Annotated in this window: 26 protein-coding genes, 1 pseudogene and 1 other annotated feature; of the genes and pseudogenes, 10 read left to right on the top strand and 17 right to left on the bottom strand. The window is 45.5% G+C overall.

Features of this window, described 5'->3' with window-relative positions; genetic code table 11:
* Nucleotides 1–144 precede the first annotated feature (144 nt).
* The 4 genes from EYS00_RS09735 to EYS00_RS09725 all read left to right on the top strand — a co-directional run bounded on the left by EYS00_RS09735 (nt 145) and on the right by EYS00_RS09725 (nt 2,503).
* Entirely contained in the window at nt 145–1,056 is a 912-nt protein-coding gene (locus tag EYS00_RS09735) for a M14 family metallocarboxypeptidase (RefSeq protein ID WP_130636346.1), read from the top strand.
* 75 nt (nt 1,057–1,131) lie between these two features.
* Nucleotides 1,132–1,293, top strand: coding sequence for a hypothetical protein (locus tag EYS00_RS20525; protein ID WP_165399346.1), 162 nt, complete (start codon nt 1,132–1,134; stop codon nt 1,291–1,293).
* Nucleotides 1,294–1,299: 6 nt separating this feature from the next.
* Entirely contained in the window at nt 1,300–1,476 is a 177-nt protein-coding gene (locus EYS00_RS09730) for a DUF1289 domain-containing protein (RefSeq protein WP_130636345.1), read from the top strand.
* A gap of 91 nt (nt 1,477–1,567) precedes the next feature.
* Nucleotides 1,568–2,503 (top strand): tRNA-dihydrouridine synthase, encoded by a 936-nt coding sequence (locus EYS00_RS09725; RefSeq protein ID WP_130636344.1) that lies wholly within the window; start codon nt 1,568–1,570, stop codon nt 2,501–2,503.
* Nucleotides 2,504–2,516: 13 nt separating this feature from the next.
* Here the strand turns inward: EYS00_RS09725 and amt are convergent, their stop codons facing one another.
* Complete coding sequence (gene amt, locus EYS00_RS09720; RefSeq protein ID WP_130636343.1) at nt 2,517–5,597, bottom strand: ammonium transporter; 3,081 nt, start codon at nt 5,595–5,597, stop codon at nt 2,517–2,519.
* 305 nt (nt 5,598–5,902) lie between these two features.
* Here amt and EYS00_RS09715 point away from each other — a divergent pair, with 305 nt between their 5' ends.
* Together EYS00_RS09715 and EYS00_RS09710 are read left to right on the top strand one after the other, a co-directional pair.
* Nucleotides 5,903–6,235 (top strand): zinc ribbon domain-containing protein YjdM, encoded by a 333-nt coding sequence (locus EYS00_RS09715; RefSeq protein ID WP_130636342.1) that lies wholly within the window; start codon nt 5,903–5,905, stop codon nt 6,233–6,235.
* Between the two features lie 35 nt (nt 6,236–6,270).
* Entirely contained in the window at nt 6,271–6,564 is a 294-nt protein-coding gene (locus EYS00_RS09710; protein ID WP_130636341.1) for an antibiotic biosynthesis monooxygenase, read from the top strand.
* 9 nt (nt 6,565–6,573) lie between these two features.
* Here the strand turns inward: EYS00_RS09710 and EYS00_RS09705 are convergent, their stop codons facing one another.
* Together EYS00_RS09705 and EYS00_RS09700 are read right to left on the bottom strand one after the other, a co-directional pair.
* The gene (locus EYS00_RS09705) at nt 6,574–6,753 is read right to left on the bottom strand and encodes a hypothetical protein (protein WP_130636340.1); all 180 of its coding nucleotides are present in this window, start codon (nt 6,751–6,753) and stop codon (nt 6,574–6,576) included.
* A 62-nt stretch (nt 6,754–6,815) separates the two neighbouring features.
* Complete coding sequence (locus EYS00_RS09700; RefSeq protein ID WP_130636339.1) at nt 6,816–7,487, bottom strand: arylesterase; 672 nt, start codon at nt 7,485–7,487, stop codon at nt 6,816–6,818.
* 16 nt (nt 7,488–7,503) lie between these two features.
* Here EYS00_RS09700 and EYS00_RS09695 point away from each other — a divergent pair, with 16 nt between their 5' ends.
* The 3 genes from EYS00_RS09695 (at nt 7,504) to EYS00_RS09685 (ending at nt 11,428) form a co-directional block, all read left to right on the top strand.
* Nucleotides 7,504–8,202: an ABC transporter ATP-binding protein gene (locus tag EYS00_RS09695; protein ID WP_130636338.1), complete on the top strand. Its 699-nt coding sequence runs from the start codon at nt 7,504–7,506 to the stop codon at nt 8,200–8,202.
* Nucleotides 8,203–10,734 (top strand): ABC transporter permease, encoded by a 2,532-nt coding sequence (locus tag EYS00_RS09690; RefSeq protein ID WP_130636337.1) that lies wholly within the window; start codon nt 8,203–8,205, stop codon nt 10,732–10,734. It abuts the gene before it with no gap.
* A gap of 220 nt (nt 10,735–10,954) precedes the next feature.
* On the top strand, nt 10,955–11,428 hold the full coding sequence (locus tag EYS00_RS09685) for a hypothetical protein (protein ID WP_130636336.1): 474 nt from the start codon (nt 10,955–10,957) through the stop codon (nt 11,426–11,428).
* Nucleotides 11,429–11,469: 41 nt separating this feature from the next.
* Here EYS00_RS09685 and EYS00_RS09680 read toward each other — a convergent pair whose 3' ends face one another.
* From EYS00_RS09680 to folX, 4 genes are all read right to left on the bottom strand, one after another.
* Entirely contained in the window at nt 11,470–12,348 is an 879-nt protein-coding gene (locus tag EYS00_RS09680; RefSeq protein WP_130636335.1) for a hypothetical protein, read from the bottom strand.
* Nucleotides 12,349–12,415: 67 nt separating this feature from the next.
* Nucleotides 12,416–13,624: an endonuclease/exonuclease/phosphatase family protein gene (locus tag EYS00_RS09675; RefSeq protein WP_130636334.1), complete on the bottom strand. Its 1,209-nt coding sequence runs from the start codon at nt 13,622–13,624 to the stop codon at nt 12,416–12,418.
* 81 nt (nt 13,625–13,705) lie between these two features.
* Nucleotides 13,706–14,602 carry a TIGR01777 family oxidoreductase gene (locus EYS00_RS09670; protein WP_130636333.1) on the bottom strand — a complete coding sequence of 299 codons (897 nt, stop codon included), beginning with the start codon at nt 14,600–14,602 and terminating at the stop codon, nt 13,706–13,708.
* Nucleotides 14,603–14,616: 14 nt separating this feature from the next.
* Nucleotides 14,617–14,985, bottom strand: coding sequence for a dihydroneopterin triphosphate 2'-epimerase (gene folX, locus EYS00_RS09665; protein WP_130636332.1), 369 nt, complete (start codon nt 14,983–14,985; stop codon nt 14,617–14,619).
* Nucleotides 14,986–15,063: 78 nt separating this feature from the next.
* On the opposite strand from folX, the gene EYS00_RS09660 reads away from it, so the two are divergent.
* The gene (locus tag EYS00_RS09660; protein WP_130636369.1) at nt 15,064–16,095 is read left to right on the top strand and encodes an AI-2E family transporter; all 1,032 of its coding nucleotides are present in this window, start codon (nt 15,064–15,066) and stop codon (nt 16,093–16,095) included.
* Here EYS00_RS09660 and EYS00_RS09655 read toward each other — a convergent pair.
* The 10 genes and pseudogenes from EYS00_RS09655 to EYS00_RS09610 all read right to left on the bottom strand — a co-directional run bounded on the left by EYS00_RS09655 (nt 16,092) and on the right by EYS00_RS09610 (nt 25,623).
* The gene (locus EYS00_RS09655) at nt 16,092–17,435 is read right to left on the bottom strand and encodes an ATP-binding protein (protein WP_130636331.1); all 1,344 of its coding nucleotides are present in this window, start codon (nt 17,433–17,435) and stop codon (nt 16,092–16,094) included. The two genes, EYS00_RS09660 and EYS00_RS09655, sit on opposite strands and share 4 nt — an antisense overlap.
* The gene (locus EYS00_RS09650) at nt 17,432–18,106 is read right to left on the bottom strand and encodes a response regulator transcription factor (protein ID WP_130636330.1); all 675 of its coding nucleotides are present in this window, start codon (nt 18,104–18,106) and stop codon (nt 17,432–17,434) included. The genes EYS00_RS09655 and EYS00_RS09650 overlap by 4 nt, the downstream gene beginning before the upstream one ends.
* Nucleotides 18,107–18,113: 7 nt before the next feature.
* Nucleotides 18,114–18,371: a PepSY domain-containing protein gene (locus EYS00_RS09645; protein ID WP_130636329.1), complete on the bottom strand. Its 258-nt coding sequence runs from the start codon at nt 18,369–18,371 to the stop codon at nt 18,114–18,116.
* Between the two features lie 299 nt (nt 18,372–18,670).
* On the bottom strand, nt 18,671–18,970 hold the full coding sequence (locus tag EYS00_RS09640) for a YciI family protein (protein ID WP_130636328.1): 300 nt from the start codon (nt 18,968–18,970) through the stop codon (nt 18,671–18,673).
* Nucleotides 18,971–18,972: 2 nt separating this feature from the next.
* A complete protein-coding gene (trpA, locus tag EYS00_RS09635) occupies nt 18,973–19,782 on the bottom strand; it encodes a tryptophan synthase subunit alpha (RefSeq protein ID WP_130636327.1) in 810 nt (269 codons plus the stop codon).
* Complete coding sequence (trpB, locus tag EYS00_RS09630) at nt 19,782–20,963, bottom strand: tryptophan synthase subunit beta (RefSeq protein ID WP_130636326.1); 1,182 nt, start codon at nt 20,961–20,963, stop codon at nt 19,782–19,784. The genes trpA and trpB overlap by 1 nt, the downstream gene beginning before the upstream one ends.
* Nucleotides 20,964–20,985: 22 nt before the next feature.
* On the bottom strand, nt 20,986–22,383 hold the full coding sequence (trpCF, locus tag EYS00_RS09625) for a bifunctional indole-3-glycerol-phosphate synthase TrpC/phosphoribosylanthranilate isomerase TrpF (RefSeq protein ID WP_130636325.1): 1,398 nt from the start codon (nt 22,381–22,383) through the stop codon (nt 20,986–20,988).
* Nucleotides 22,376–23,407: an anthranilate phosphoribosyltransferase gene (gene trpD, locus EYS00_RS09620; RefSeq protein ID WP_130636324.1), complete on the bottom strand. Its 1,032-nt coding sequence runs from the start codon at nt 23,405–23,407 to the stop codon at nt 22,376–22,378. Before trpD ends, trpCF begins: the two co-directional genes overlap by 8 nt.
* The gene (locus EYS00_RS09615; RefSeq protein ID WP_130636323.1) at nt 23,400–24,029 is read right to left on the bottom strand and encodes an aminodeoxychorismate/anthranilate synthase component II; all 630 of its coding nucleotides are present in this window, start codon (nt 24,027–24,029) and stop codon (nt 23,400–23,402) included. Before EYS00_RS09615 ends, trpD begins: the two co-directional genes overlap by 8 nt.
* Nucleotides 24,026–25,623, bottom strand: a pseudogene (locus EYS00_RS09610) (anthranilate synthase component 1). Before EYS00_RS09610 ends, EYS00_RS09615 begins: the two are co-directional and overlap by 4 nt.
* 30 nt (nt 25,624–25,653) lie before the next feature.
* Nucleotides 25,654–25,750, bottom strand: a sequence feature (Trp leader region).
* Nucleotides 25,751–25,758 lie beyond the last annotated feature (8 nt).

The following is a 25,758-nucleotide window of genomic DNA, read 5'->3' as shown; positions in this document are numbered from 1 at the left end:
AAAAAAGCCAGCTTTATGCTGGTTTTTTTTCGTCTCGCTTTTAGCGCTATCCTCGTACACTACATCGCTACAGGCTTTTCCAAAGAACGCTTAGTTGCTATTGTTATTGCATATTTTCCTACTTTTGGTTCGAAGGAATTCTTTATGCAAGCATATCCAATCGGTTCTCCAGGCGTGCCCTGGGGAGACGATGAAAAACTACAGTGGCGTAACGCCCAATCAATAAAACGCAGCTACAAAGAAGAGGTGCTCGACAAGCTGGCGTTACTTCCTGCAGGTTACAAACTGCAGCAGTATGGCGCACTGCCTTACAATGAATCTCGTTACCCTTTAAATGCCGTTGTACCTCAACAATTTGACACGAATAAACCTTCTGTTTTGGTTACTGGTGGCGTTCATGGTTATGAAACTAGTGGTGTGCAAGGTGCGATAAAATTCGTGCTTGAAAAATTGAGCACCGTATCGAGTGAATTCAATATTGTTGTTGTCCCCTGTGTTAGTCCGTGGGGATACGAAACCATCAATCGTTGGAACCCATTGGCAATCGATCCCAACCGTTCTTTTTATCCAGATTCTCCCGCTACTGAATCTCGCTTGGTGATGGATTTTGTTGCGTCGTTGGACGTTGAATTCGTAATGCATATCGATCTTCATGAAACCACTGACACAGATAATTCTGAGTTTAGGCCGGCGTTGGCCGCTCGAGATGGAATAACACAGAACAACTGGAACATCCCTGACGGGTTTTACTTGGTAGCTGACACACCAAACCCTCAGTTAGCATTTCAACAAGCGATGATCGAAGCGGTAGAGCGAGTTACTCATATCGCGCCGCCTGATGACCGAGGTCAAATTATTGGGGCAGATGTGGTCAGTAATGGTGTTATTTGTTACGACAAGAAATCACTTTTCCTGTGTGCTGGAATGACAAATGCTCTTTATGTCACCACCACAGAAGTCTATCCAGACAGTGCAAATGCTACCGCTGACAACTGTAACGATGCCCAAGTGGCAACAATACTTGCCGGGCTAGCTTATATCAGCAAAGCAAATTGAAGTTATAGAGCTGTAGACGTTTGAAAGTATAGACGTCTAAATGTATGATTGGCCTTCCTATACGGAGGGCCAAGTATGTTTTATTTTTCTGCACTCATCTATAACGGCTATTACCAGCAATTGGTAACGGGTGAATTTGGTAGTGAAAGTGACTTTATGCAGTATTTAGACAATAAATTTGGCGTGTATGTGTGTTTGTGGCACGATCAACGTTCAGTATCTGAACCTAATGAGTAGTTCTTTATGATTTCGCCCTGTCTAGCACAATGTAAATTAGATGAAGATGACAATTGTACAGGCTGCTTTCGTAGTCGGGAGGAAATCATGTCGTGGACACAGTACTCCGACGCTCAACGTGATGCAATAATGGCCCGTGTTACGCCAGCTATAAACACTAAGCTAACATCGAACAAAAATTAGCCCTAAACGCTCTGTTTTGCTAAAATCCCGCGCCGATTTTCTTAGCAGTGGGTTACCTCCCCACTAAAATTTATTACCAGTGTAGTCTCTAATGAAAGTAATGCTTGCTCCGATGGAAGGGGTTGTTGATCACTTAATGCGCGACATGTTGACTCGTGTGGGTGGATTTGATCAGTGTGTCACTGAATTTGTTCGTGTTGTTGACCAAAAACTTCCAAAGAAAACCTTCTATCGCTTGTGCCCTGAATTACACAATGGTGGTAAAACGCCAGCCGGTGTTCCTGTGCGAGTGCAATTACTCGGACAGCACCCAGAGTGGCTTGCAGAGAACGCACTCACAGCCATTGAATTGGGTTCGCCTGGTGTTGATTTAAACTTTGGTTGCCCAGCCAAAACAGTCAATAAAAGCAAGGGTGGGGCGGTATTACTACAACACACGCAAACCCTGTTTGATATCGTTCGGGCCGTGAGAGACGCGGTACCTGATGACCAGCCAGTGTCGGCAAAGATTCGCTTGGGATATGAAGATAAATCACTCGCTATAGAAAACGCTTGTGCTATCACGGAAGCAGGAGCCTCTGAACTGGTAGTTCACGCGCGAACTAAAACAGAAGGGTACAAACCCCCTGCATATTGGGAATGGATCGCCAAAATCAAGAAACACACTGATATTCCATTGGTCGCTAACGGCGAAATATGGAGTGAAGAAGACGCCAAGCTGTGCATGGAGCGTTCGGGTGTGACGAGCCTCATGATTGGCCGTGGTGCATTAGCATTGCCGAACTTGGCCAACTGTATACTTAATGGCGATGCTCCCATGCCTTGGAATGAACTCACATCACTCCTTATTGACTACTCCGGCTATGAAATCTACGGAGACAAAGGGCGCTACTACCCCAATCGCATCAAACAATGGTGTGGCTATTTGAAGCGTCAGTATCAGGAAGCAGACACGCTATTTTCGGATATCCGTCGTCTAACTGATGCAGATGATATCGTTAAGGTGTTGCGCAGTTATAGTGAATAGAGCTTGCACTTTATCACGTGCACGCTGATGTTTCGTATATACGTTGCGATGCTTTATCCTGACTCTCTGATAAAAGTTGTGTGGTTTGCTCACTAGTCAACGGTCTATAGAAGTAAAATCCTTGGAACTCGTTACAACCGTTGTCAGACAAAAACTCTAGCTGAGCTTGGTTTTCCACACCTTCGGCCACTGTTCTTAAATTGAGTGACTGAGCTAGCTCAATAATCGTTGAACAGATCTTTGCATCTTCTTTTACCGTAGCGCATTCGTTCACAAAGGCTCTATCTATCTTTAGTACATCTACCGGTAAGGCTTTTAGATAGTTCAATGACGAGTATCCTGTACCAAAGTCATCAATAGATATCGCAATATTAAGTGTCTGGAGCTGCTTCAATACAGTGATGCACTTGTCGATATCGTCTAGGAATACACTTTCCGTTACCTCAAACTCAATCCACTCACCAAGAATTCCATAGCGTGCCATTTGTTGCTCGATAAAACTCAGAAAACCATCAGAGAGAAGGTGAATTCCAGATAGGTTAATCGACACTCTGGGCATTGAGTAAAGTGAAGTTCGCCATTTTGCAATTTGTTCAAACACATTTTGGATGATCAATTGCTCGAGCCGTACTATCTGACCAGACTCTTCTGCTAACGGAATAAAAGCTGAGGGCGGTATGATCTCATTGTTCGCAGCCCTCAGTCTTACCAGCGCTTCTAAGCCTGTGAGTTGCTCATGACTATCAACCTTAGGTTGGTAGTAAAGCACTATGGCTTGTCCATCTTTAAGTGACTGATTTAACGATTGCTCTGCATCGAAGCTGTCTGACGCCTGTTGTGCCATACTTGATGTGAATAGCTTAAAGTTGTCTCTACCTGCTTTTTTCGCATGATACATTGCGATATCAGCTTGTTGTATCAGTGTTGCAGGGGATACTTCCGGATCAGTAGTAATACTTATGCCGATGCTCGTAGGGATGCGAAGTTCGTTCCCACACAATGTGACGTTTTCGCGCATCACTTGAAGGATTTTTGTAGCATGCGCTGCCACACTGTTTCTGTTGTGTCGCCCTGTCATCATGATGACAAACTCGTCACCTCCCCAACGCCCTACAGTGTCATTATTTCGAGTCACATTGGTGAGTCGTTTTGCTACTTCAAGTAGCAGCTCGTCGCCAGCTTTATGCCCAAGGGTGTCGTTTATTTTTTTGAAGCGGTCTAAGTCGAGAAAGAAAAGTGTGACACTCTCTTCTTGATTGGATAGTCGAGGAATAGCCGCTTTCAAAGCATCAAGAAAATAAGTGCGATTATACAAACCGGTTAACGGGTCACTGTAAGCTAGCTGTCTTAATTTCTCTTGTAATCTTCGTTGTCGAGTCACGTCGCGAATATGTAGAGTAAATTCATTACTGATCGTACTTCCAAACGTGGTTCCCGTAATGGTGAGTTCTGCCGGGAATTTGTCTCCGGTGGCTCTTAGTAGTTGTATGGTGTTTCTTCTGTTGATCAGAAGCCCAGTAGATTCCGCAAAACGGTTATTTAAGCTATTACGAACACGCTCTTGGTCTTCTTCCTGCACGAATAATTCGACAAAACTTTTATTTCTCACCTTTGAGTGTAAACAACCAAAGGTTCTTTCTGCTGCTGGATTAAATTCTAAAATTTGGCCATTGAGGCTGATAGTGACAATACTGTCCATGGAAGAATTAAGTATGGCGCTCTTGCGCTTTTCACTACTTTTAAAGTCATTCAGTGCTAAATCTCTTTGTTCCATCTCATGTTGCACTCTATCTATGACTCTATTGTACTGATAGGCAATTTGCCCAATCTCAGTATAAGGTTCCTCGGGAACCCGCTCACTAAAATTAGCGTCGGTTGCTTGGTCATTCATCGAGTTGAGTAGGTCTAGCGATTCTGTCGTTGCTCTGTGCTCGGTAACGTTCATACCGAGATATTCTTGCTCTGCATTTACTCGCAGGCGAATATGCTTGTTGATAAAACGGAGTAGTACCCAGCTTACGCTGAAACTATACATACCGATGACGGCAACACCAAGGCACTGCACCATAAGTTGTTGCCAAAAACCTTGAGAAAATAGGGGGATCTCTTTGTGAAATATAACAACTGCGATGGTTCCCCAAATTCCTGCGAAAAGGTGAGCAGGCACTACGCCAAGAGCATCGTCCAATTTACATTTAATGAGAAGCTGTTCGCCCAATACGATAATAATACCGGCAACTATGCCCAAAAGCGCAGCGCTGGCCGGAGTAACGACATTTGCACAAGCCGTGACTGCTACTAGCCCGGCGATAATACCATTGAGAATAAAACCTACATCAATGTACTTGTTACGGTAGTAAAAGATTGCGCTGGCGCTCAGCCCGCCAAAAATAGCAGCAATACAGGTGTTTAGGAGTATTAGGGGAACTTGGTCATTGAAGGCGAGTGTACTGCCACCGTTAAAGCCAAACCACCCCAACCAGATGAGTAATGTACCCAGCGCTGACAAGGGGAGATTGCTGCCTGCGGGAAAGGGGACGTCATTGCTGAATCGACCTTGCCTTGCGCCAATAATCATAATGGCAGCTAAGCTTACCCAGCCTCCAACGGAGTGCACAACCGTGGCGCCTGCAAAGTCGTAAAATCCGAGAGATTCTAGCCATCCAGTATTTTCGTTGTTGTATAAAGATGCCCAGCTCCAATGTCCTACGATAGGGTAAATCAGGGCACAAAGTACCAAAGTTGTTAACAAGTATCCGCGGTAAGACATTCTTTCCGCGACTGCGCCAGATACCAAGGTTGCCGTTGTACCACAAAACATCATTTGAAAAAGGAAGAAACTCACCTGCGGTGCAGACTGTTCTGCACCAAAAAAGAACTCACTTGAACCAAAATAGCCCCAATTTGACATGCCAAACATGATGCCGAAGCCAAACACCCAAAAGATAATTGATGACAAAATGAAGTCGGACAGGTTCTTGGCCGCTACATTTATGCTGTTTTTACTACGAACTTTACCCGTTTCAAGGCAAAGAAAGCCCGCTTGCATTAAAAAAACCAGTGCGGCACAAAATATGAGGAAAATAGAATCCATGAGTAGCTTCTATCGGGAATTAGGCAATGTAATAAATAAGCAATAAATGCACCGTAATCGAGATAGTTACCGTTATTTCTACGTCACCAAAGTTTTGTAGATTACTGTTATTTATAAAGTTTTAACATCTCAGCTATTTTTGGTTGATTTTTGTTCAACCTTGGGTTTGTTTTTAAAGTTGTGTTAATAATATGTTTTAAGTATGAATCAGTAGCACGCATTATTCGTTTAAATGAAGGATAGCTCGCTAAATAGTTTGTTTAGGATTAATCTATGCGCAAAATTGACCTATTGAGTAGCAAGTAATGTCTTTACCTCCCTGTCCTGCGTGTAATTCCGAATATGTATATCAAGACCAGAACTTGTTGATATGCCCTGAGTGTGGTCACGAGTGGGATCCCAATGAGGCCGATGAAGATGCCGTTCAAGTCAAAGACGCAAATGGTGCTTTGCTGAATGATGGTGACAAAGTCACCGTGATAAAAGACCTTAAAATCAAGGGTAGTTCACAAGTTATCAAGATTGGCACTAAGGCCCTTATACGCCGTGTATTAGACAAGAAAGATCACGAACTCGACTGCAAAGTCGATGGTGTAGGTGAAATGATGGTAACGGCTAAATTTGTTAAGAAGGCATGACCCTAAACACTTAATCGCTAACAAGGAGATGAGTGATGTATGCAGTGATTTTTCGCGCAAAAACTGGCGTACAAGATGCGCTGTATTCAGACACGGTCAACAAGATGAGAGCTTTAGCTTTCGATAAATACGGTTGTATCGACTTTATTGCGGTCACCGAAGGTGACGAGGAAGTAGCGATATCTTATTGGCCAGATGAACAAAGTATTCTCAACTGGAAAAAAGACCCAGACCACGCTCTTGCTCAAGAAAATGGCAAAAAGCAGTGGTACACCTCATACAAGGTTGAGGTCGTTGAAATAAAGCGTAGCTATGGGTTTAACGGCTAAGTGTATTCGTTAAACCACTACGTCGATCTGCGAACCTATACGACCATTTGATGACTCCAGTCGCTCCGCTGGCTCAGGTGGTGGCGGTGGAGGCGCCTCGCTAGCTTGTGCTTGGGTGTTGCGGGGCGATTGTTGCGGCGACTGTAATACCGTTGAAACTGGTGATGATGTTGCTGAAGATACGTCCATCGGATGTCCTCGAAATAGTTAACACCTAACCACCACAGTGTAGTGTATCTGGTGTGTTTTGGCTACTTGCTCAACGCAACCTGACCGAGTACGAGCGGTGTAAGTGCATTGTACATAAACTCTGCAATCATTGGTTGCGCTTCTAGGTTTGGATGAATTCCGTCGTTTTGCATAAGCTCGGGTTTTAGAGCAATGTGCTCAAGAAAAAACGGAATCTTTTCAATACCGTACTGGTTAGCGATTTCATCAAAGCTATTTGTAAACATTTGTGTGTAGCGACGTCCATAGTTAGTTGGTATCTGCATCTCTTGAATATAGACTTTGGCGCCTGCGTTTTGTGCAAGCTCAACCATGGATGAGAGGTTGGTTTTCACTTTATTGATATTATGCCCTTGTAGGCCATCATTTCCGCCTAACTCTAACAACACGTGCGTTGGTGAGTGCTGTTCTAGTAAGCGGGGCAAACGGGCCAAGCCACCATCAGTGGTCTCTCCACTCACCGCAGCATTTACTATTTCAATCGGAATTTGCTCGTTGTGCCACTTATTTTGTAACAAACTAACCCAACCTTGTTGTTGCTTCAGTCCATACGCAGCGCTTAGGCTATCACCCAGTACCAGTAACTTGGCCGAATGTGCAGGTGCGGCATCATTATGCTGATCTGAATAGGCGCTCGTTGGTATTAATAACAATATAAACAAGAACGTGATTACGTTTGAGTACTTAAAAAACACGAGTATAAGACCTCTTATGATTAAAACAGCCAATGTAACCAAAACAGTCACTACGACCGAAGGTGACCTTCAGATCCTTCAACCAATTTCATTCGAAGTCAATACTGGAGAGTCCATTGCCATTATTGGTGCGTCCGGTTCCGGTAAATCGACTTTATTGGGGTTATTGGCTGGGCTCGATGAAGTCTCTGAAGGGGAAATCTTTTTAGATGACGCTCCACTCCATAATATGGATGAAGAAGCTCGAGCTGTGCTTCGTGGTCAGAAGGTAGGTTTTATCTTCCAAAGTTTTATGCTGGTGCAAAGCCTAACCGCACTCGAAAACGTGATGCTTCCTGCGGAAATAGCTGGATTGGATAACCCCAAAAAGCGTGCGCAAGATATTCTTGAGCAAGTGGGCTTATCACACAGAGCTCATCATTACCCCAATCAACTTTCAGGTGGTGAGCAGCAGCGTGTCGCTATCGCTCGTGCATTTATAACGCAGCCCAAAATTCTTTTTGCTGATGAGCCCACCGGTAATCTGGATGCGGCAAACGGTAAGAAAGTTGAAGAGTTGTTATTCAACCTGAACAAAGAGCAAGGAACGACTCTAGTTTTAGTTACCCATGACAACACACTCGCACAGCAATGTGATCGTCAATTGACGATGCAAGGCGGTGTGTTGACAGAGTCTACTTTGATTGGTGTGGAAGACCGCAAAGAGGCCGTGTAAATGACAATGATAACAAATCTAGCATGGCGATTATTTAAGCACGAAGCTCGCCGTGGTGAGCTGACAATTATTTTGCTCGCTATTGTACTTTCTGTCAGTGCAGTGTTGTCACTATCCCTATTCAGTGAGCGCCTACAACAGGCACTTAAGTCACGTTCAGCGGCCTTCATTGCTGCTGATACTCAATTGCGTTCTGACAAGCCTGTGGATGAAGCTTGGCTCGCGGAAGCGCAGTCGCGAGAGTTACAAACCGCTCAGCGAATTTCTGCGCGTTCTATGGTATTCGGTGAAGAAAATATGTCCTTGGTGGATTTACGTGCAGTGAACAGTACGTATCCATTAAAAGGTGACATTACTGTTTCAGATATGCCTTTTGGATCGCCAGAAGTGATAGACGGACTTCCTGAGCCGGGGCATGCGTGGATACAGTCTCGATTGTTTCAAACCCTTGATATTGAGTTGGGCGATCAGGTGGAGATTGGTGACAGTCTGTTTACCGTAAGCCGTGTATTAATCGATATCCCTGATGCTGGCTTTAGCGTATTTAACACTGATCCTATCGTTTTAATTCGATTGCAAGATATTGAAGCGACCTCAGTGGTTGGCCCCGGTAGCCGCGCTGACTACGTGAGTTATTTTGCGGGTAATGATGGAGCTTTGGAGGATTACTACGACTGGTTATCGCCTCAGCTTAACCGGGAAGTGCATCGTTGGCGAGCGGTCTCAGATGACGATTCGGCTATTGGTCGTTCAGTAGCTAGCGCAGAACGGTATTTCTTGCTCGCGAGTTTATTAGCCATTGTGTTGGCCGCAGTATCTATTGCTGTGGCAGCGCAGCGGTATAGTCAGCGCCACTATGATCCGGTGGCAATAATGAAAACCTTGGGTGCAACGAAAAGTACCATCCGATGGGTATATTTATTCCAAGTGGTTTTTATTGCCCTTGCGGGGATATTCATTGGTGTGATCATCGGGCTTGTGGGGCAGCAACTTGTCGTATGGGCGCTGGCAGATCGTGTCGATGTTGCGCTTGACGTTTGGCACTGGCGTCCGTTCTTTATTGCTGTGTTTACTGGTGGTATTTGTGCCTTGCTGTTTTCTCTTTATCCGCTAATGCAGCTATTTTCTATCCCGCCACTACGCGTATTGCGACGTGATATGAACGCAAGTTTAAGTTCAAAGGGCATTCAGTTCTTGAGTGCTGGCTCGGCGATTTTCTTGCTGATGTTTGCATACAGCCGTAATTTAGAGATCAGTCTAATCTTGTTTGTTTCAGGTGTTGCGCTGGTTGTAGGGCTAGTCGCAGTAACCTATGGGTTAATTCTTATCGGCAGAAAACTCGGTGCTGGGTCGATGGGGCCTTGGCAACTCGCGTGGGCACGTATCAGACGCAGAGCTATGGACAACAGTGTCCAGTTGATTAGTTTCTCGGTAACCATAATGCTGTTGCTGGTCGTCTTGGTCATGCGCAACGACATGGTTGAGCAATGGCGTTCTCAGTTGCCCGAAGGTACGCCAAATTACTTTCTGATCAATATTACGCCAGAACAAAAAGACGCGCTAGATACTCATTTTTCACAGCGCGATGTCAGTATAGATGCTTTTTATCCGGTGACTCGTGGGCGCTTTGCGTCGGTCAACGGTGAGTCAGTTAGAACATCAGTCTCGAAAGAGGACGAAGGCGAAGGTGAATCTTCAAGACAAGGGCTTGGTCGAGAGGCCAACTTGACTTGGAGTAACCTGCTCCAAAAAGAAAACAACGTGGTTGAAGGTACATGGCATGGTGGCCTAGATACAACTGATTTTGCGGCAAGTGGTGTTTACCCTGTATCGGTAGAACAAGAAATTGCCATGCGCCTCGACATTAAAATGGGCGATAACTTAACGTTTAATATTGGCAGTGAAATCGTTAATACCGAAGTGACCAGTATTAGAACGGTGAATTGGCAGACTATGCAGCCTAACTTCTTTTTCATCATTCACCCAGAAGCGATGGAAGCGTTTAGGCCAACCTATATCACGAGTTTCTTTTTACCCACAGAGAGGAAACCTGAGCTGACTAGCTTGTTGCAGCCTTTTTCGTCTATCACCATGTTCGACGTTGACGCGCGAATCAACCAGCTCCGCGAAATTGTTGACCAAGTGTCGGTAGCGGTAGAGTTTATTCTTGTTCTCGTGCTTGCTGCGGGAAGCTTAGTACTGATTGCTCAAGTGCAAGCGAGTATGGACGAGAGAAGACAGGAGCTTGCCATTCTCAGAACGCTGGGTGCGAAAGGTAAACTTATTCGTCAGAGTGTAGTGTTTGAGTTTGTGATTATAGGGCTAGTTGCTGGTGGGATGGCTGCTCTTGCTAATGAACTCAGTTTATACATGCTGCAGTCTAGGGTGTTCCAAATGGAGAGCAGCATACACCTAGAATATTGGCTAATAGCTCCTCTTGTTGGTGCCATTGTGGTTGGCATTTTGGGCGCGCTAGGATGCTGGCGTTTGTTGGCCCTTAACACCTCACAATTGCTCAGAAAAATGGTTTAGTTAACAGAGCGTTTCTTAAAAGGGTTCAAGATTTCTTGAACCCTTTTTTTGTGTGCAGTGCCATTAAAAGGTTGAGCAGTAGTTTAAAGCTACTCCTTCTGTTTCCCCATTCAAAATGTGGAGATGTTTCGCAATTAAAGGAGATATTGTGCAGATTGCGTTACTTAGCCATCAAGTAAGGTAACATCAGACTTACTCACTTCTACGATAATCATTAGCGATGAAAACAAAATTACTATGCATTCTTTTCTCTGTACTCGTAATAACCAGCTGTGCGAGTAAAAAGCATGAACGGCCAGGACGTAACGTTGAAACGTTCGTTACTAAAATATTTAGTGATGGCTCAAAACAGTTTAACTTTAGTATGTCTATGGGGCGTGCGCGTGGTGGTCAGGACAGAGGCTCACAACGTGGAGCAAGAAGTGGTGGCAATGAAGGCCGCGGTGGACAAGGTGGTGGCGGTCGCGAAGGAAACAGAGGTCAAGGTGATCCACGAGGTAACAGTGCCAATAATCAGCAAAACGAGAAAACTCGCGTGTTGGATAGACTGGATATGATTTTACAAGACAATGGATATTGCCGAGAAGGCTATATGGAATTGGATTACTATTCCGCGGAAGGAACAGTTCAGTTGCGTGGGGAGTGTAATGAAGGCGCAACCGAAGAAGATCTTGAGAATTTTCCAAACTCTTAGTAAAGCGTTTGAGCTTACAAAGCAATGGCGTGTGTATGGACTTAACCTTCGAAGTTAAGCCACAATTCTTTTCGCTCAGTAGGGATATTGTGAGGCAAAAATGGATTGCTTAGACGATAGACGCTTCGGTTGTCTTGAATAAGTTTGTTAACCACGTCGCCATAAAATTCATTAAACAACTGTTCAAAGCTACCGTCAGATTGGGCTTGTTGTAATCCGACTAAAATGTCTTCGGCCAGCTGTTTGTTTTGTTTACTTACGTAAAAAACATAGGCGGTGGGGTAATAAATTAAGGCAGTCTGTTCAATAGCCAGCGGTAAATGTCGACGGCTATTGAAGTCCCATTCAATTTCGAGCACAGAGCGAGGAAAATAATCAAACCGCTGCCTGGCGAGCATGTCATACAATCCTTCCGCATTTGTCCCTTTGAATACAGTGATTTGATTGGCAGACAGGATCTTCGTATCCGTCCAGGTGTGAAACTGACCGGCTACATATGCTTTAAATTCTTCGGTTTTCTTCTCTTCAAATAGTCTTGGTTGGGTATCGTGTACCAATGCCATTCGCCAGCCATTTAATCCTTTGAGTAATGGAAACGGAATCATCTGATATTTAGATGCGCGCTCCAGACTGGCGCCACCCACGATAACATCAATACCATCATTGGCAGCCAGCAAGGCAAACACTCGTGGTTTAGGAATTTCGGCACCAAAGGCTTTCAGGTTATATCTGTCGCCGTGATATGACAGGGCGAGACTGAGCAATTGAGTCGTGTAGTCATCCCTAGCTGTTCCAGAATAAACCACATCATCTGATGAAAGCGCCAAAGAAGGAATAACCAGCAATAATGACGCTAACATTCCACAAAAAAAGCGTTTTACACCTTCACATTTAATCAAACTACTGACCTCAAACGACATGGCTTACATCATTTATAGCGAAAAACTAAACTAATTCCAAAAAGTTTGAGACATTCACTCGATGGCGCTAATCAGAGGCACAACTATCTTTGCTAAGCTTGACATCCACCCAAACCATTCTGTGGTCAGACGATGCTTGTCTGCTTTCCACGAGTCGATATTCATCTTCTGTAGATGTAGGCCAATATACGCCGCTTGTGACCACATTGAGAGTAGACGACGGTAACACGTAATCCGCACGCATGCCCCAGTATGCGGTATGGTTTGCAGCATAGCTATTGTCTGGGCGGTTTTCCTTTCCACCTTCACTGGTAGGGGCTGGGTAGTTGGCAACTCTTGGGTGTTTGAGTAGTTGATCCATCGCGCCAGGATAGGCATCACCCTCGACGGAACTGGCATTCAAATCCCCCAAAATCACAAAGTGACTGTCGGCAGCTAGGCCTCCTGTGTTGCCAAGATCATCATAGTGATAGGTTGCTGTTTGAGGCGTAATGTAGTCAGCCCAAAAGCGTATTTCATCAAAGTTCCTACGCCCATTTCTGTCCTCTGCTCCATCAAATACAGGTGGCGTTGGGTGGCTCGCGAGTACATGAATAGTTTCTCCACACACATTGATAGGTACGTCCCAATGAGATTTAGAAGATAGTCGCATGATGCTGACTGCATCTTCATCATACCAACTTTCTCCTTGCTCATTGGAAGGCATGATATGGCTGGGCATATCTTTCCAAAGAAACTTTTGAAACGTTCTTACTTGGTCGGTATTAATAGGGTATTGAGAAAGTAATACCATGGCGTATTGCCCGGGATATTTGCCAAAACCGAACATGCTCAGATTACTATCAGTGAGCTGGGTTTTTACTCCAGTATTGACTGGCGCTAAATACACATAGGGATAGTCGATGGGCGACAAACCGTTTTGTGGCTGGTTGAGATAGTTCGTCCTAAAGAGGTCGATGCCCTTTGACGAGTCTGCAATGTAGTCAAACTCATTGAGCAATATGATCTGTGGGCGAGTGCGTTGAATTATTTCCGCGATGTTTTGGATTTGTGAATGCTCGCCGTTTGCTAACGCTACCGTTAGTGCATCTGAAGAGACCTCACTAGCCCCTTCGCTAGCGTAGTTGTCGGCCTCCATACTGACGTTGAAGGTGGCTATTCTGAGCTCATATGGTTCTTGAGATTCTAGGTTCATAGGGGAAGTGGTTTCCGAAGAGCCGCAGGCGCTGAGCGAGAGCACGCCTGCACCCAGCAATGCAAAAAGTATGTGTCGCATAAGAACAAGGTTTCAGTGTGATAATGTCACACTATTGTTATCCTTACAGCACAGAATCACAACCCTTAACTATCCGTGTAATTATTGGCTGTAAATTGCGCCGAGTGCACCATCAAGGTTGGGGTAGCTAAATTGATAACCCGATGCTAAGAGCCGTTGGGGGACGACTTTTTGCCCTTCAAGTATCATATCTGCAGATTCCCCCATGGCTAACTTCATCGTAATACGGGGTACGGTAAATAAACACGGACGTTTTAACGCTCTGGCTAACGTCGACGAAAATTCACTATTTGTCACAGGATGTGGTGCCGTGAAATTAAAGTTCCCTTGGGTATCGTTATGAGTCAGTAGGTGCATCATCGCTTGCACCATATCGTCGATATGGATCCACGAAAGGTATTGTTTACCCGAACCAATTTTGCCACCCAAGCCAAGTTTGAAGGGGAGTGCCATTTTATCAAGCGCCCCACCTTCTGAGGCTAACACTACGCCCGTACGAAGTATGCATAAACGGGTTTTAGATGAATCAATGGTATTAGCTATCGCTTCCCATTTCACACATACGTCATGAGTAAATTCTTTGTGGGGAGTGGTCGTCTCGACGACTTCCGCGTCCCCTTGACGGCCGTAGTAGCCAATGGCAGAGCCTGACAAAAAAACGGATGGCGGGTTAGCCGACTGGTTAATCTTGTCGACTAGGGCAGAGGTTGTGTCCCAGCGACTTTCGCAGATAGTACGCTTTTGTTTTTTCGTCCATCGTTTATCTGCAATGGGTTCACCAGCAAGATTGATTACCGCATCAAATTCGCCAATGTCATCGATGTCATTAAGCTGATTGACAATGCTTACTGATGACGACAGTTGTTTTTTCGCGATTTCAGGAGAGCGGCTCAGTACGGTGAAGTGATGTTCACTGTGATAAGTATCGATAAAGTGCTTCCCAATTAGGCCGGTGCCACCAGTAAGAAATATTTTCATCTATGTCCCTGTTTTTATCCTGGTTTGTTACATGACAGCATGAGTGACACAGAATCTGAAAAACGCAGTGCATGTGGTTTGTCGACTTCGACTTCAGCATAGCGAACACTAGAGTGGTCAGCGGCAATAGCAAGAATATCAGCGGTGAGCTTTTCCAACAGCGAAAAACGATTATCTTCCACTAAGCGAATGATTGCTTTCGTAATAGTCTTATAGTTTAACGCGTCGTTCATGTCGTCTGAACTAGTCGCCTTTTCTGCGTCATAATCAATTTTAACGTTAACCACAACGTCTTGTTTGTTCAGTACTTCATCTTCATTGATACCAATGTAGGTTCTTAGGCGCAGATTTTTAATTCTGATGGTGGCTAAATTAAATGTCATGTAATTCTCGTGTTTGTAGTTGTATAAAACTCAAGGTAGAGTGTTGTCCATTGTTTAGGAATGTAGCACAAATAGATGATGGAACTCCGATCCCCCACCGCTAAAGTCATGATTGTATTGGCATGTCTAGTCGTTGTACTGGCTGGCATAAAAGCAGCCAGCACAATAATGGTACCTTTTTTCTTGTCGATATTTATCGCAATTGCGTGCAGCCCGATTATTAACTACACCTCTAAGTTCGGGGTACCGCGTTGGTTATCTATTACCTTTGTAATACTGATTATTGTGGTATTTGGTTTTCTTTTGGCGGGGTTAGTTGGTCAATCAATGACAGAGTTTCGCGAGAACTTGCCTACGTACCGCACTCAACTAGACAAAGAGTTTGCGTGGATTGTAGGCAAGCTTAGCGAGTACAACATTAATATCAACGGTGATTTAATCGCTGCACACCTAGACCCAGCAACAGCAATGTCGGTGGCAACTAACTTTATAAGCGGTATGGGCGGTGTGTTATCTAACCTATTTCTTATTTTGCTTACGGTTATTTTTATGTTGTTCGAAGCCAACAGTATGCCTCATCGACTACATATCGCCCTTGCCGATCCTGATATGAAAATGAAGCATATTGATCGCTTTATTCGCTCAGTAAATAGTTACCTTGCGATTAAAACCGTAGTGAGCTTGGGGACTGGCACCATCATCGGCATATGGCTTTACGTCATGGGGGTTGACCACTTTATGTTGTGGGCCGTGCTTGCGTTTATGCTCAACTATATTCCCAATATCGGTTCTATCATTGCAGCGGTTCCTGCCGTTATGATTGCATTTGTTCAATACGGTGTAGCCTCTGCTGGTATGGCTGCATTGGGCTTTTTGCTCGTCAATACCGTTATGGGCAATATCGTTGAACCACGATTGATGGGACGTGGAATGGGGCTTTCGACGCTAGTTGTGTTTTTGTCGTTGATCTTCTGGGGATGGTTATTGGGCACCGTTGGGATGTTACTTTCTGTACCTCTGACCATGGTAGTTAAGATTGCTTTAGAATCTCGAGAAGAGAGCAAGTGGCTAGCCGTTTTGCTGTCGAGCGACGGAAAGACAACGAGCTAAATCGGAAATCTCACGACTATTCTAGCGCCACCAAGAGGAATATCTTCTTGGTCTGGTGCTTGGTCAATGTGCAGTTGGCCGCCGTAAATCGCCACTAAGTCACTCACTACTGCCATACCTATACCTTGCCCTTCTTCGTAGGTATCTAAGCGCTCACCACGCTTCAACAGCGTACGTTTTTTGTTTTCAGGTATTCCCGGACCGTCATCATCGACATAGATTTCTAACCAGTTATTCTGTTGCTTTACTGTGACCAAAACATTGAGTTTGGACGCTTTGCACGCGTTGTCTAGCAAATTACCCATCAGTTCCATAAGGTCTGTTTCATCACCTTTAAACTGTGCATCCGAATCGCCATCAATACCGAGCACGAGTTGTTTGTGCTGATAAACCTTGTCCATGGCGTCTATCACACGGGTAATGAGTGGGAATACAGCAATTGGTTTTTGCCAACCTGCTTGGCCCGCAGAGGCGCGCTTGAGTTGTCGCTGTATAATTTTGTCGATTTGCGTGAGCGCTTCAGTGGTTTGTTCCGGAAGTCCTTTGCTACCAAAAGCTACAGCTAAGGGCGTTTTCAGACTGTGGGCAAGGTCGCCTAAGCTATTTTTGTAGCGGCTTCGTTGCTGGGCTTCTGTATGGATAAGTAAATTAATAGACGATTTTAAATGGTCAAATTCTTTAGGGTAGGCTGATTCGACCTCTTTTTGTTCTCCCCGTGCCGTCTGGCTTATTTCTGCTATTAGATTACGCACAGGAGATAAAACCAAACTTACACCAAAGATAAGCAATACCACTAACGCGGTAGACAGCATTATTAGCCACTGCCACGTGGTGTTTAGAAAGATACGACGCTCTTCGTTAAACACTTGCTTGTTGTTATAGATATAAAATTGCACAGGCTCGAAATCAGAGCTTGATGCAAACTCAGCGGTAAAGGCATAAGCAAAATATTCGTTGTCTGTATCGAATGGCACACTGAGGGATTCTAAAAATATTTCGTTTCCTACTCCCGGCTTAATATCAGGTAGGGGAAGATTAAAGTTGAGAGCAGACGCTGACTGCCATACTACTGTGTCACGAAAAACAATTAACCCCAGATAGCCAGAGTCGGGCAGATTGAGCTGCTCTTCATACAAAATCTCTGGGATGTAAGGCATATCCCCATCAAGTTCAAAGGCCGTTAACAGGCCCAAATTCATGAGTCTGAGTTCACCCATTTTGGCTTGAGTAAGACTGGTTGTATAAGCGCTCTCTAGTGTAAACACTGTGGCAGGTGTAAATATCGCTAGCGTTGCGATAGCGAACAACACACTGCGGGTACGAAGCGATAATTGCTTCATAAATGCCTGTTGATTCGATAACCCCTACCGCGAAGTGTTTCTATGGGTTTTAACGAACCTTTGGGGTCAAGTTTCTTGCGTAAACGACCCACAAAAACTTCAATTACATTGCTGTCTAAGTCAAAGTCCTGGTCGTAGATATGCTCAGTGAGTTCGGTTTTAGAAATCACTTTTTGAGGGTTCAACATTAAGTACTCCATTACCTTATATTCGTAGGCGGTAAGTACTAAAGGCGTTCCATTTACGGTGATTTCTTCAGCGACCGTATCTAAGGTAATGGGGCCAAATTCAACGGTAGGGTTGGCTTGACCAGACGCTCTACGAATAAGCGCTTTTACGCGAGCAAGTAACTCTTCATTATGAAAGGGTTTGGTAAGGTAGTCATCAGCACCAGCGTCTAGCCCTTCTACCTTTTCCTGCCAACGATCTCTAGCGGTTAATATCAGAATAGGGCTCTTAATGTCGGCTTTTCGGGCTTTGCGAATAACATCGAAGCCGTCTAATTTAGGTAAACCAATATCAATAATGGCGAGATCATAAGTGTACTCTTGAATGAGGAACAGCGCGTGTTCACCGTTATCGGCAAGGTCTACACTATAACCGTGCTGTTGAAGTAAAGCGTCTAGTTGAGTTAATAAGCGACTATCGTCTTCAGCTATAAGTATGCGCATAGGTACACTAATTTCCTTTGTCTCGCGGTATCACTTGGCCTGATTGAATATCAATATCTACAGACACTACCCGTCCTGATTTTTTGAGTACTTTTACTCGATAAAACTGACCCACTTTGTCAACCCGCAGCACTCTACCGTTCGCCACTTTACGAGCAACATCGGCAGCTTCTGCTTTACTCGCAATTTGCTGAGCGTAAGCACTGGAAATAGGACTGAGTGCCATGAAAAGCATGATAAGCAGGGCACTAAGTATTCTGACCATATTACCTCTTGGCGTTCAGTGTGAATGGGATGACATTACCGTTTCAGTATACCGATACGAGCTGAATCAATGCTGAACTTCGTATGTACACATCGCACAATAGTGTACATGAATTAATTACGATGGGTACAGGTAGGGAATAGAATTGATTGTGGACTGAGGACGCTATGCACTTTTTTTTAGTCGTCCGAGGCAGGGATGCCGAGGCCGAACCCCCAGGGATTGGGTTTACGGCGTGCAGTAAAAAGTTCACAGCATCCCCACAAACCTAATCGCCTAGTGAGGCTTTTGTGCTGCGCCTAAGGCAGCACTTTTTTGTACGGCTTAACAATCACGCTTTCATAAACGCCAGCTTCGATGTATGGGTCGCTATCAGCCCATGCCTTCGCGTCTTCCAGCGAATCGAACTCAGCAACAACTAGCGAACCGGTAAAACCGGCAGGGCCAGGGTCTGGGCTATCAATGGCAGGAAGTGGGCCTGCCATCGTTAATCTGCCTTCACTTTTAAGGGCGTTAAGTCGCTCAAGGTGCGCAGGTCGCGCTGCAAGGCGTTTTTCTAAGCTGTTTTCCACATCTGTCGCGCAAATCATATACAACATTGTTAGTCCTTTTGCGTGGCTGCTTTCATTGAACCGACAAATTCACCCAGTGCAGCGAGCATAGAAGCCGGCTTATCTAAGTTATCTGCGATAATATTAACGGTAGCTGAGCCTGAGATCGCACCTGCTGCACCTGCAGTAATGGCGTCTTTGACCTGAGCTGGTGTTGATATACCAAAGCCTAGAAGTGGCGGTGCACAGCGATGTGCGTTTAATCGCTCTATAAGCTCTGATGCTGGAATGTTAGCGGCAGTTTCCGCACCTGTTACACCCGCGCGGCCAAGTAGGTAGGTGTAACCTTTTGAGTGTTCACCGATTTGTTCCATGGTTTCTTCCGTCGCATTAGGCGGAGCAATGAGTATCTGTGCTATCCCGTACTCTTCGGCAGCCGCATTGAATGGACCTGCTTCTCGGATAGGAACGTCTGCAATCAAAATTGAATCAACACCGGCATCTGCAGCTTTCTCGTAAAAACCGGAAATACCTTTTGCCATCACCAAGTTGCTGTATAGCAATAGCCCAACCGGAACCTCGGGAAAGTCATTGCGAACGCGCTTTAGTAACGCGAAGCATTCATCAACAGTGACCTTGTTGTCCAATGCGCGAATACTCGCCGCTTGGATCGTTGGGCCATCAGCAATGGGGTCAGAGTAGGGTATTCCAAGTTCCAGCGCATCTGCACCACTCTCGATTAACTGACGAATAATGGCTTCAGACTGATCAATATCCGGATCGCCAATCATTACGAACGGAACAAAGGCACCTTGATTCTTTTCGTTCAAGCCCTCGAACATAGTTGCATATCTGTCCATTAGAGTTGGTCTCCTAAAATATTGATAACGTGCGCTAAGTCTTTGTCCCCGCGACCAGATAGGTTAACGACGATAATAGTTTCGTCTTCAGCCTCGTCAGCCATATTCAATGCGTGAGCAAGTGCGTGGGATGATTCAAGGGCCGGGATGATTCCTTCTTTTCTTGCGAGTAGTTGGAAGGCGTTAAGCGCTTCTTCGTCGGTAGCGGCGACATATTCCGCGCGTCCGATGTCAGCAAGATAGGCGTGCTGAGGCCCTACTGCAGGGTAGTCGAGACCGGCAGAAACAGAATAACTCTCTTCAATTTGCCCTTCGTGGTTTTGCATTATGTAGGTATATGCACCGTGAAGGATCCCTTTGGTACCAGTGACTATGGTGGCACCGTGTTCACTAGTGTGCACACCTTTACCCGCAGGTTCTACACCCACAAGCTTGACTGATGGAGCGTCGATGAAATCGGCAAACATACCAATAGCATTTGAACCGCCGCCTACACAGGCAACCACCGCATCGGGCAAACGGCCTTCTTTTTCAAGAATTTGTGCTTTGGTTTCTTCACCAATCATTCGGTGATATTCACGTACAATGGTTGGGAAAGGGTGAGGACCTGCCGCAGTACCCAGCAAGTAGTGCGCTTTGTCGTAGTTGGCAGACCAATCGCGCATGGCTTCATTTACGGCGTCTTTAAGAGTACCAGAACCTGCATTTACTGGGATAACTTCAGCACCCATGAGTTTCATTCTGAACACGTTTGGCGCTTGACGCTCTACGTCTTTTGCACCCATGTATATTCTTGCTTTAAGTCCAAGTAAGGCACATGCTAACGCAGTTGCTACCCCGTGCTGTCCCGCGCCAGTTTCCGCGATAACTTCAGTTTTACCCATGCGCTTAGTCAGTAGTGCCTGACCCAAAACTTGGTTTGTTTTATGAGCACCGCCATGAAGAAGGTCTTCTCGCTTTAGGTATAGCTTTACTTTGGGGTTGCTCACTAAATTACGCGTAAGTGTTAGTGACGTTGGGCGTCCCGCATAGTCTTTCAACAGTGATAAAAACTCTTCGTTAAATGACGGATCGTCCTTGGCGTCTAAGAACGCTTTCTCTAGCTGGTCTAACGCGGGTATAAGGAGTTCGGGTACGTACATACCACCGAAATCACCAAACTTAGTCTCTAGTTGATTCATTTGTTTTCCTACATTTCTCAATCTAATAGCGTCGACAAGCAGCGAATAATGCTGCGAGCTTTTCAGAAGACTTCTGTCCTGGAGCGTCTTCTACGCCTGAATTTACATCTACAATGCCGCAATTTAGCGCAAGGGCTTTATTTACCGATGTTGTCGAAATTCCGCCGGCAATGACTAACTTACTGGGTGTTGATATGTCTTTGACAAGAGACCAATCAAATTTCTGGCCTGTGCCTCCCTTGGCATCACCCACTTGGCAATCGAGTAAAACGCGATCAAGGTTTTGCTCAGCAAGCAAATCTTCAAGGCCACTGGGCAACGTATCCTTTACCCCCACGGCTTGCCAAATTTCGATATCTTGGTTGAGCGCATCTCGCAGGCTTTGTCGGTACTTGCTATCTTCGCTACCATGAAGCTGCACAGCTGCAAGATTTAAATCATGGGCAATAGAAACGAGTTCATCTACATCATGATTGACAAAAACGCCGACAAAACTGCCTTCTAGACTATCCGTGATAATTTTTGCAGCATTTGGCGTCACATAGCGAGGCGATTTTTCTGCAAAAATAAGACCGCCGTACGATGCTCCTTGATTAAAGGCTACCTGAGCCTGCTCCGCCGAAGTTAATCCACATACTTTGATCGCACCAAATACTAGTGTTTTCACCGCGCGTACTAAGTCATTTTCCGCCATCAGCGCACTACCTACTAAAAACCCGTCGCTAACGGGCGACAGGCGTAACACATCCTCGTGGGTGTAGATACCAGACTCTGAAATCACAACAAAGTCGTGTGAAGCTTTGGCTAACATGGGTACAAGTCGTTCAGTGGTTGCCAAGTCGGTAGAGAGATCGCGCAAGTTGCGATTATTGATTCCTATAATTTTCGCTTGAAGCGCGATAGCACGCTGCATCTCTTCTTCGTTACTGACTTCAGTGAGAATATCGAGCGATAAACTGTCTGCGAGTGTGGCGAGTTGAGAATATTCCTCGTCATTGAGTACGCTCAACATCAGCAAAACGGCGTCAGCATTGTAGTGACGAGCAAGGTACACCTGATATTCGTCGACAAAAAAGTCTTTGTTGAGCACAGGCTGCTTAACGCGAGAGGTTACATAGCTCAAGTACTCATAAGAGCCTTGAAAGTACTTTTCATCGGTAAGTACTGAAATACCCGCAGCATGGGGAGTGTAGGCCGCTAGAATTTCATCGAGGTTGAACTCAGGGCGAATAAGGCCTTTTGACGGCGATGCTTTTTTACATTCAAAAATAAAGCCCGCATTAGGACCGTTTAGCGCGTCGAACAGACTTTTGCTCGACGCTGTTAAATTGGCCTTAAAACTCTCTAATGGGAATGCTGTTTTTCGTTGCTCAACTTCCAATCGTTTGTCGGCAACGATTTTTTCAAGCACATTAGGCATCAGTGGATTCCTCCTGGGTTAACTTCGCCACTTTGCTTAATACTTCCATGGGGGCGCCATCTTTCATTGCCGCCATGGCTTTTTCTGTACCTTCTTTGAAGTCAGATGCCTTATCGGTAACCACCATCAGTGCAGCTGCATTCATGGCAATGGCAGCACGGTGTGCCTCTTCGCCTTTACCTGACAATGCCTCTTCAATGAAAGCTTTATTTTCTTCCGGTTCACCACCTTTTATGGCAGTGAGCGGGTAACTCGGCAAACCGAAATCTTCGGCAGTAACCGTTCGTTTACGCACGTCACCGTGTTCTAGATCGAGAACAATGGATTCACCGTGGAGTGCCAGCTCGTCTAAACCATCACCATGCACAATAATTGCTCTATGTTGACCAAGTAACATGAGCGTTTGTGCGTAAGACTCCAATAAGTCGGGGGAGTATACGCCAAACACGCCATGGGTGGGACTTGATGGATTAGCGAGCGGACCTAGTATATTGAATAGTGTTCTTGTCTTCATTGCAGCTCTGACGGGGGCTGCATGGCGCATTCCCGCGTGATAAACCGGCGCGAACAAAAACGTGAAATTTGTTTCATCTAAACACTTTCGTGATAATTCAGGTGTTATATCGAGTTTCAGGCCGAATTGGCGAAACAAATCGGCCGAGCCAGATTTACTCGACACACTGCGATTTCCATGTTTCGCGACTTTAACACCACACGATGCTGCTACAACGCCAGCCGCACTAGAGATATTGATGGTGTTGTGACCGTCGCCACCCGTACCTACAATATCGGCAAATGCGTACTCTGGACTTGGAAAGGGGAGGGCGTTAGCCACCATTGCACTGGCTGCGCCGGCAATTTCACTGGGTGACTCTTGTTTAATTTTCAGTGCGGTTAGCAGTGAAGCGAGCATGACTTCGGATTGTTCACCATGCATGACACTGTTGAACAATGCGTAGGATTGAGCCTGAGATAATGACTCTTGAGCAAGCAGTTTTTCAAGTAAAGGGCTGGCATCAAACATGTTTCGCTCCTTGTTGTGTTAAATAATCAATACTTTGCTTTAGGAGTTTACTGCCTTGGGCGGTAAGAATAGACTCCGGATGAAATTGAAACCCGAGAACGGCATGCTCTTGATTGTAAACGGCCATAACCGTGCGCGTTTCATCGTCTTCTTCGCAATATGCGCAGGCCGTTAACTGCTCTGGCAACGACGAGGCTGCCAACGAGTGATAGCGCGCTACGTGCAAAGGTTGTGGTAAGTTGCTAAACATAGCCTCACCACTGTGTTGTACTGCCGAAGATTTGCCATGCATCACTGCGCGGGCACGTTCAACCACACCACCGTAGTGTTCAACGATAGCTTGATGACCAAGGCAAATACCCAATACAGGGAAACGGCCGATAATTTTTGACAGAAGCTCCGGCATACAGCCCGCGTCACTGGGCTTACCTGGCCCTGGTGAAAGTAACAAAAGCACAGGGCCTTTTGCTTCTTGTTCACACATTTTTTCAAACAATAATGATGCAGGAACGGTATTTCTGTATACCTTGATATCTAATTCTAAGGTGCGAAGCTCGTCTACTAGGTTGTAGGTAAAAGAGTCCACATTATCGAGTAAAAACACGGTCACTTTCTGGTTCATAGCGCCTCCTCCTGAGCAATCGCGGCACTGACAGCGCTGATCACTGCTTGTGCCTTCGCACGAGTCTCGTCAGCCTCAGCTTGTGGGATTGAATCGTACACCACACCAGCACCCGCTTGAATGTAGGCCGTGTCGTTCTTCACAAAGGCTGAGCGAATGACAATACAAGTGTCCATGTCACCATTTCCGTTGAGATAGCCCACCGCACCGCCATAACTACCGCGGCGTTGCTTTTCAACATTGCGAATAAGAGTGGCTGCGCTCACTTTAGGCGCACCTACCAATGTGCCCATGTTCATGCAGGCTTGGTAGGCATGAAGTGCGTCTAGATCGTCTCGTAGCTGACCAACAACACGACTCACTAAATGCATAACGTGTGAGTAACGGTCGACTTTCAACAAGTCTTTGACGTGTCTACTGCCCGGTCGACTCACTTTAGCAATATCGTTTCTTGCTAGGTCAACCAGCATAATATGTTCGGCTTTTTCCTTGTTGTCTTCTCGAAGGTTGAGCTCAAGGCGACTATCTAAGTCAAAATCAATGGTGCCGTCTTCTCGCTTACCACGAGGACGTGTACCTGCAATAGGGTATACCTCAACCTGATTAGAGCTGCTATCGTACTTTAGTGCTGACTCCGGCGACGCTCCGAAAATAGAGAAACTTTGGTCTTGCATAAAAAACATGTAGGGGCTTGGATTATCTTGTTTTAGATGGGCGTAAGCTAACAGCGGTGATTTACACGGTAGAGAAAAAGTACGAGAAGGCACTACCTGAAAAATGTCACCTGCAAGAATATTCGATTTCAGTGCGACAACATCATTACAGTATGTTTCGTCATCTTTGTTCACTGTCAACGCCGAGCTAGATTTGCCCGCTTTGTTGAGTACCAATTCGGGCATTGCTGGCGTTGTTTTCAATAGCTGTTGAATAGCTTCCAGGCGTTGGCTTAATGCAAAATATTGCTGTGCTACATTTGGCCCACTGAAAACGCTGCCGATGAGGTGAGTTTCTTGGTTTGATGATCAACTGTGAGTAAAGTCTCAGCGAGGTAAAAAACAAAGTCTGGGCAATCGTTGTCGCCTTCACCTACGTCAGGCAGTGATTCAAAACCGGCGAGCAAATCGTAGGCAAATACGCCGCCTAAGAACAATGCATGTGGATGTTGACGAATAGGTGCTACAGAATTGATGATAACTCGCAGCGCTTCCATTACGCTGGCGGCTTTTAAACGACTGTCTTCGTCAAGGGAGAGATCAGCGGCTTCACACACTAACTCAACACCATCGTAAGTTTCTTCAACACTAATGCCCGTTGGACATTGGGTTTTAAACAGAGGCAATAGAGAAGCGCCATTTTCGGTAAGTGCTTTGATAGACACCTTATTGCCGTTGCACTCCATTCGAAGTGCCGCATCTACCAGTAATAAGCTTTGTAAATCATCTTTTGAATCTATTTCTGCCGATTCCAACAACAGTGAGTTGGGGCTGTCTTTGCACAAGTGTGCAAACGCCGCCAGTGGGTCGTCAATGTAGTTGCCTACTTGTTCTATGGTTTCGACTTTTCCGGGAACCGTTCCCAGCTCTGCTAAGCTCATTTTTGCGCTTCTCCGTTTGCAAAAAAGATAAAAAAAAGGCCCGTTTAAAAACGGGCCTCTTGTGTTTTGTTTCATGCACTCACGTGCACACCGCCCGTTAATTCAGGAAGTGCCACCACCAAGCTGTTGATGCGA

Origin of the sequence: Alteromonas sp. KUL49, assembly GCF_006538345.1 — a bacterium.
In the GTDB taxonomy this organism is placed as follows: Bacteria; Pseudomonadota; Gammaproteobacteria; order Enterobacterales; family Alteromonadaceae; genus Alteromonas.
Note: the sequence above shows the minus strand (reverse complement) of the source record. Positions and strands in the feature narration are given on the sequence as shown.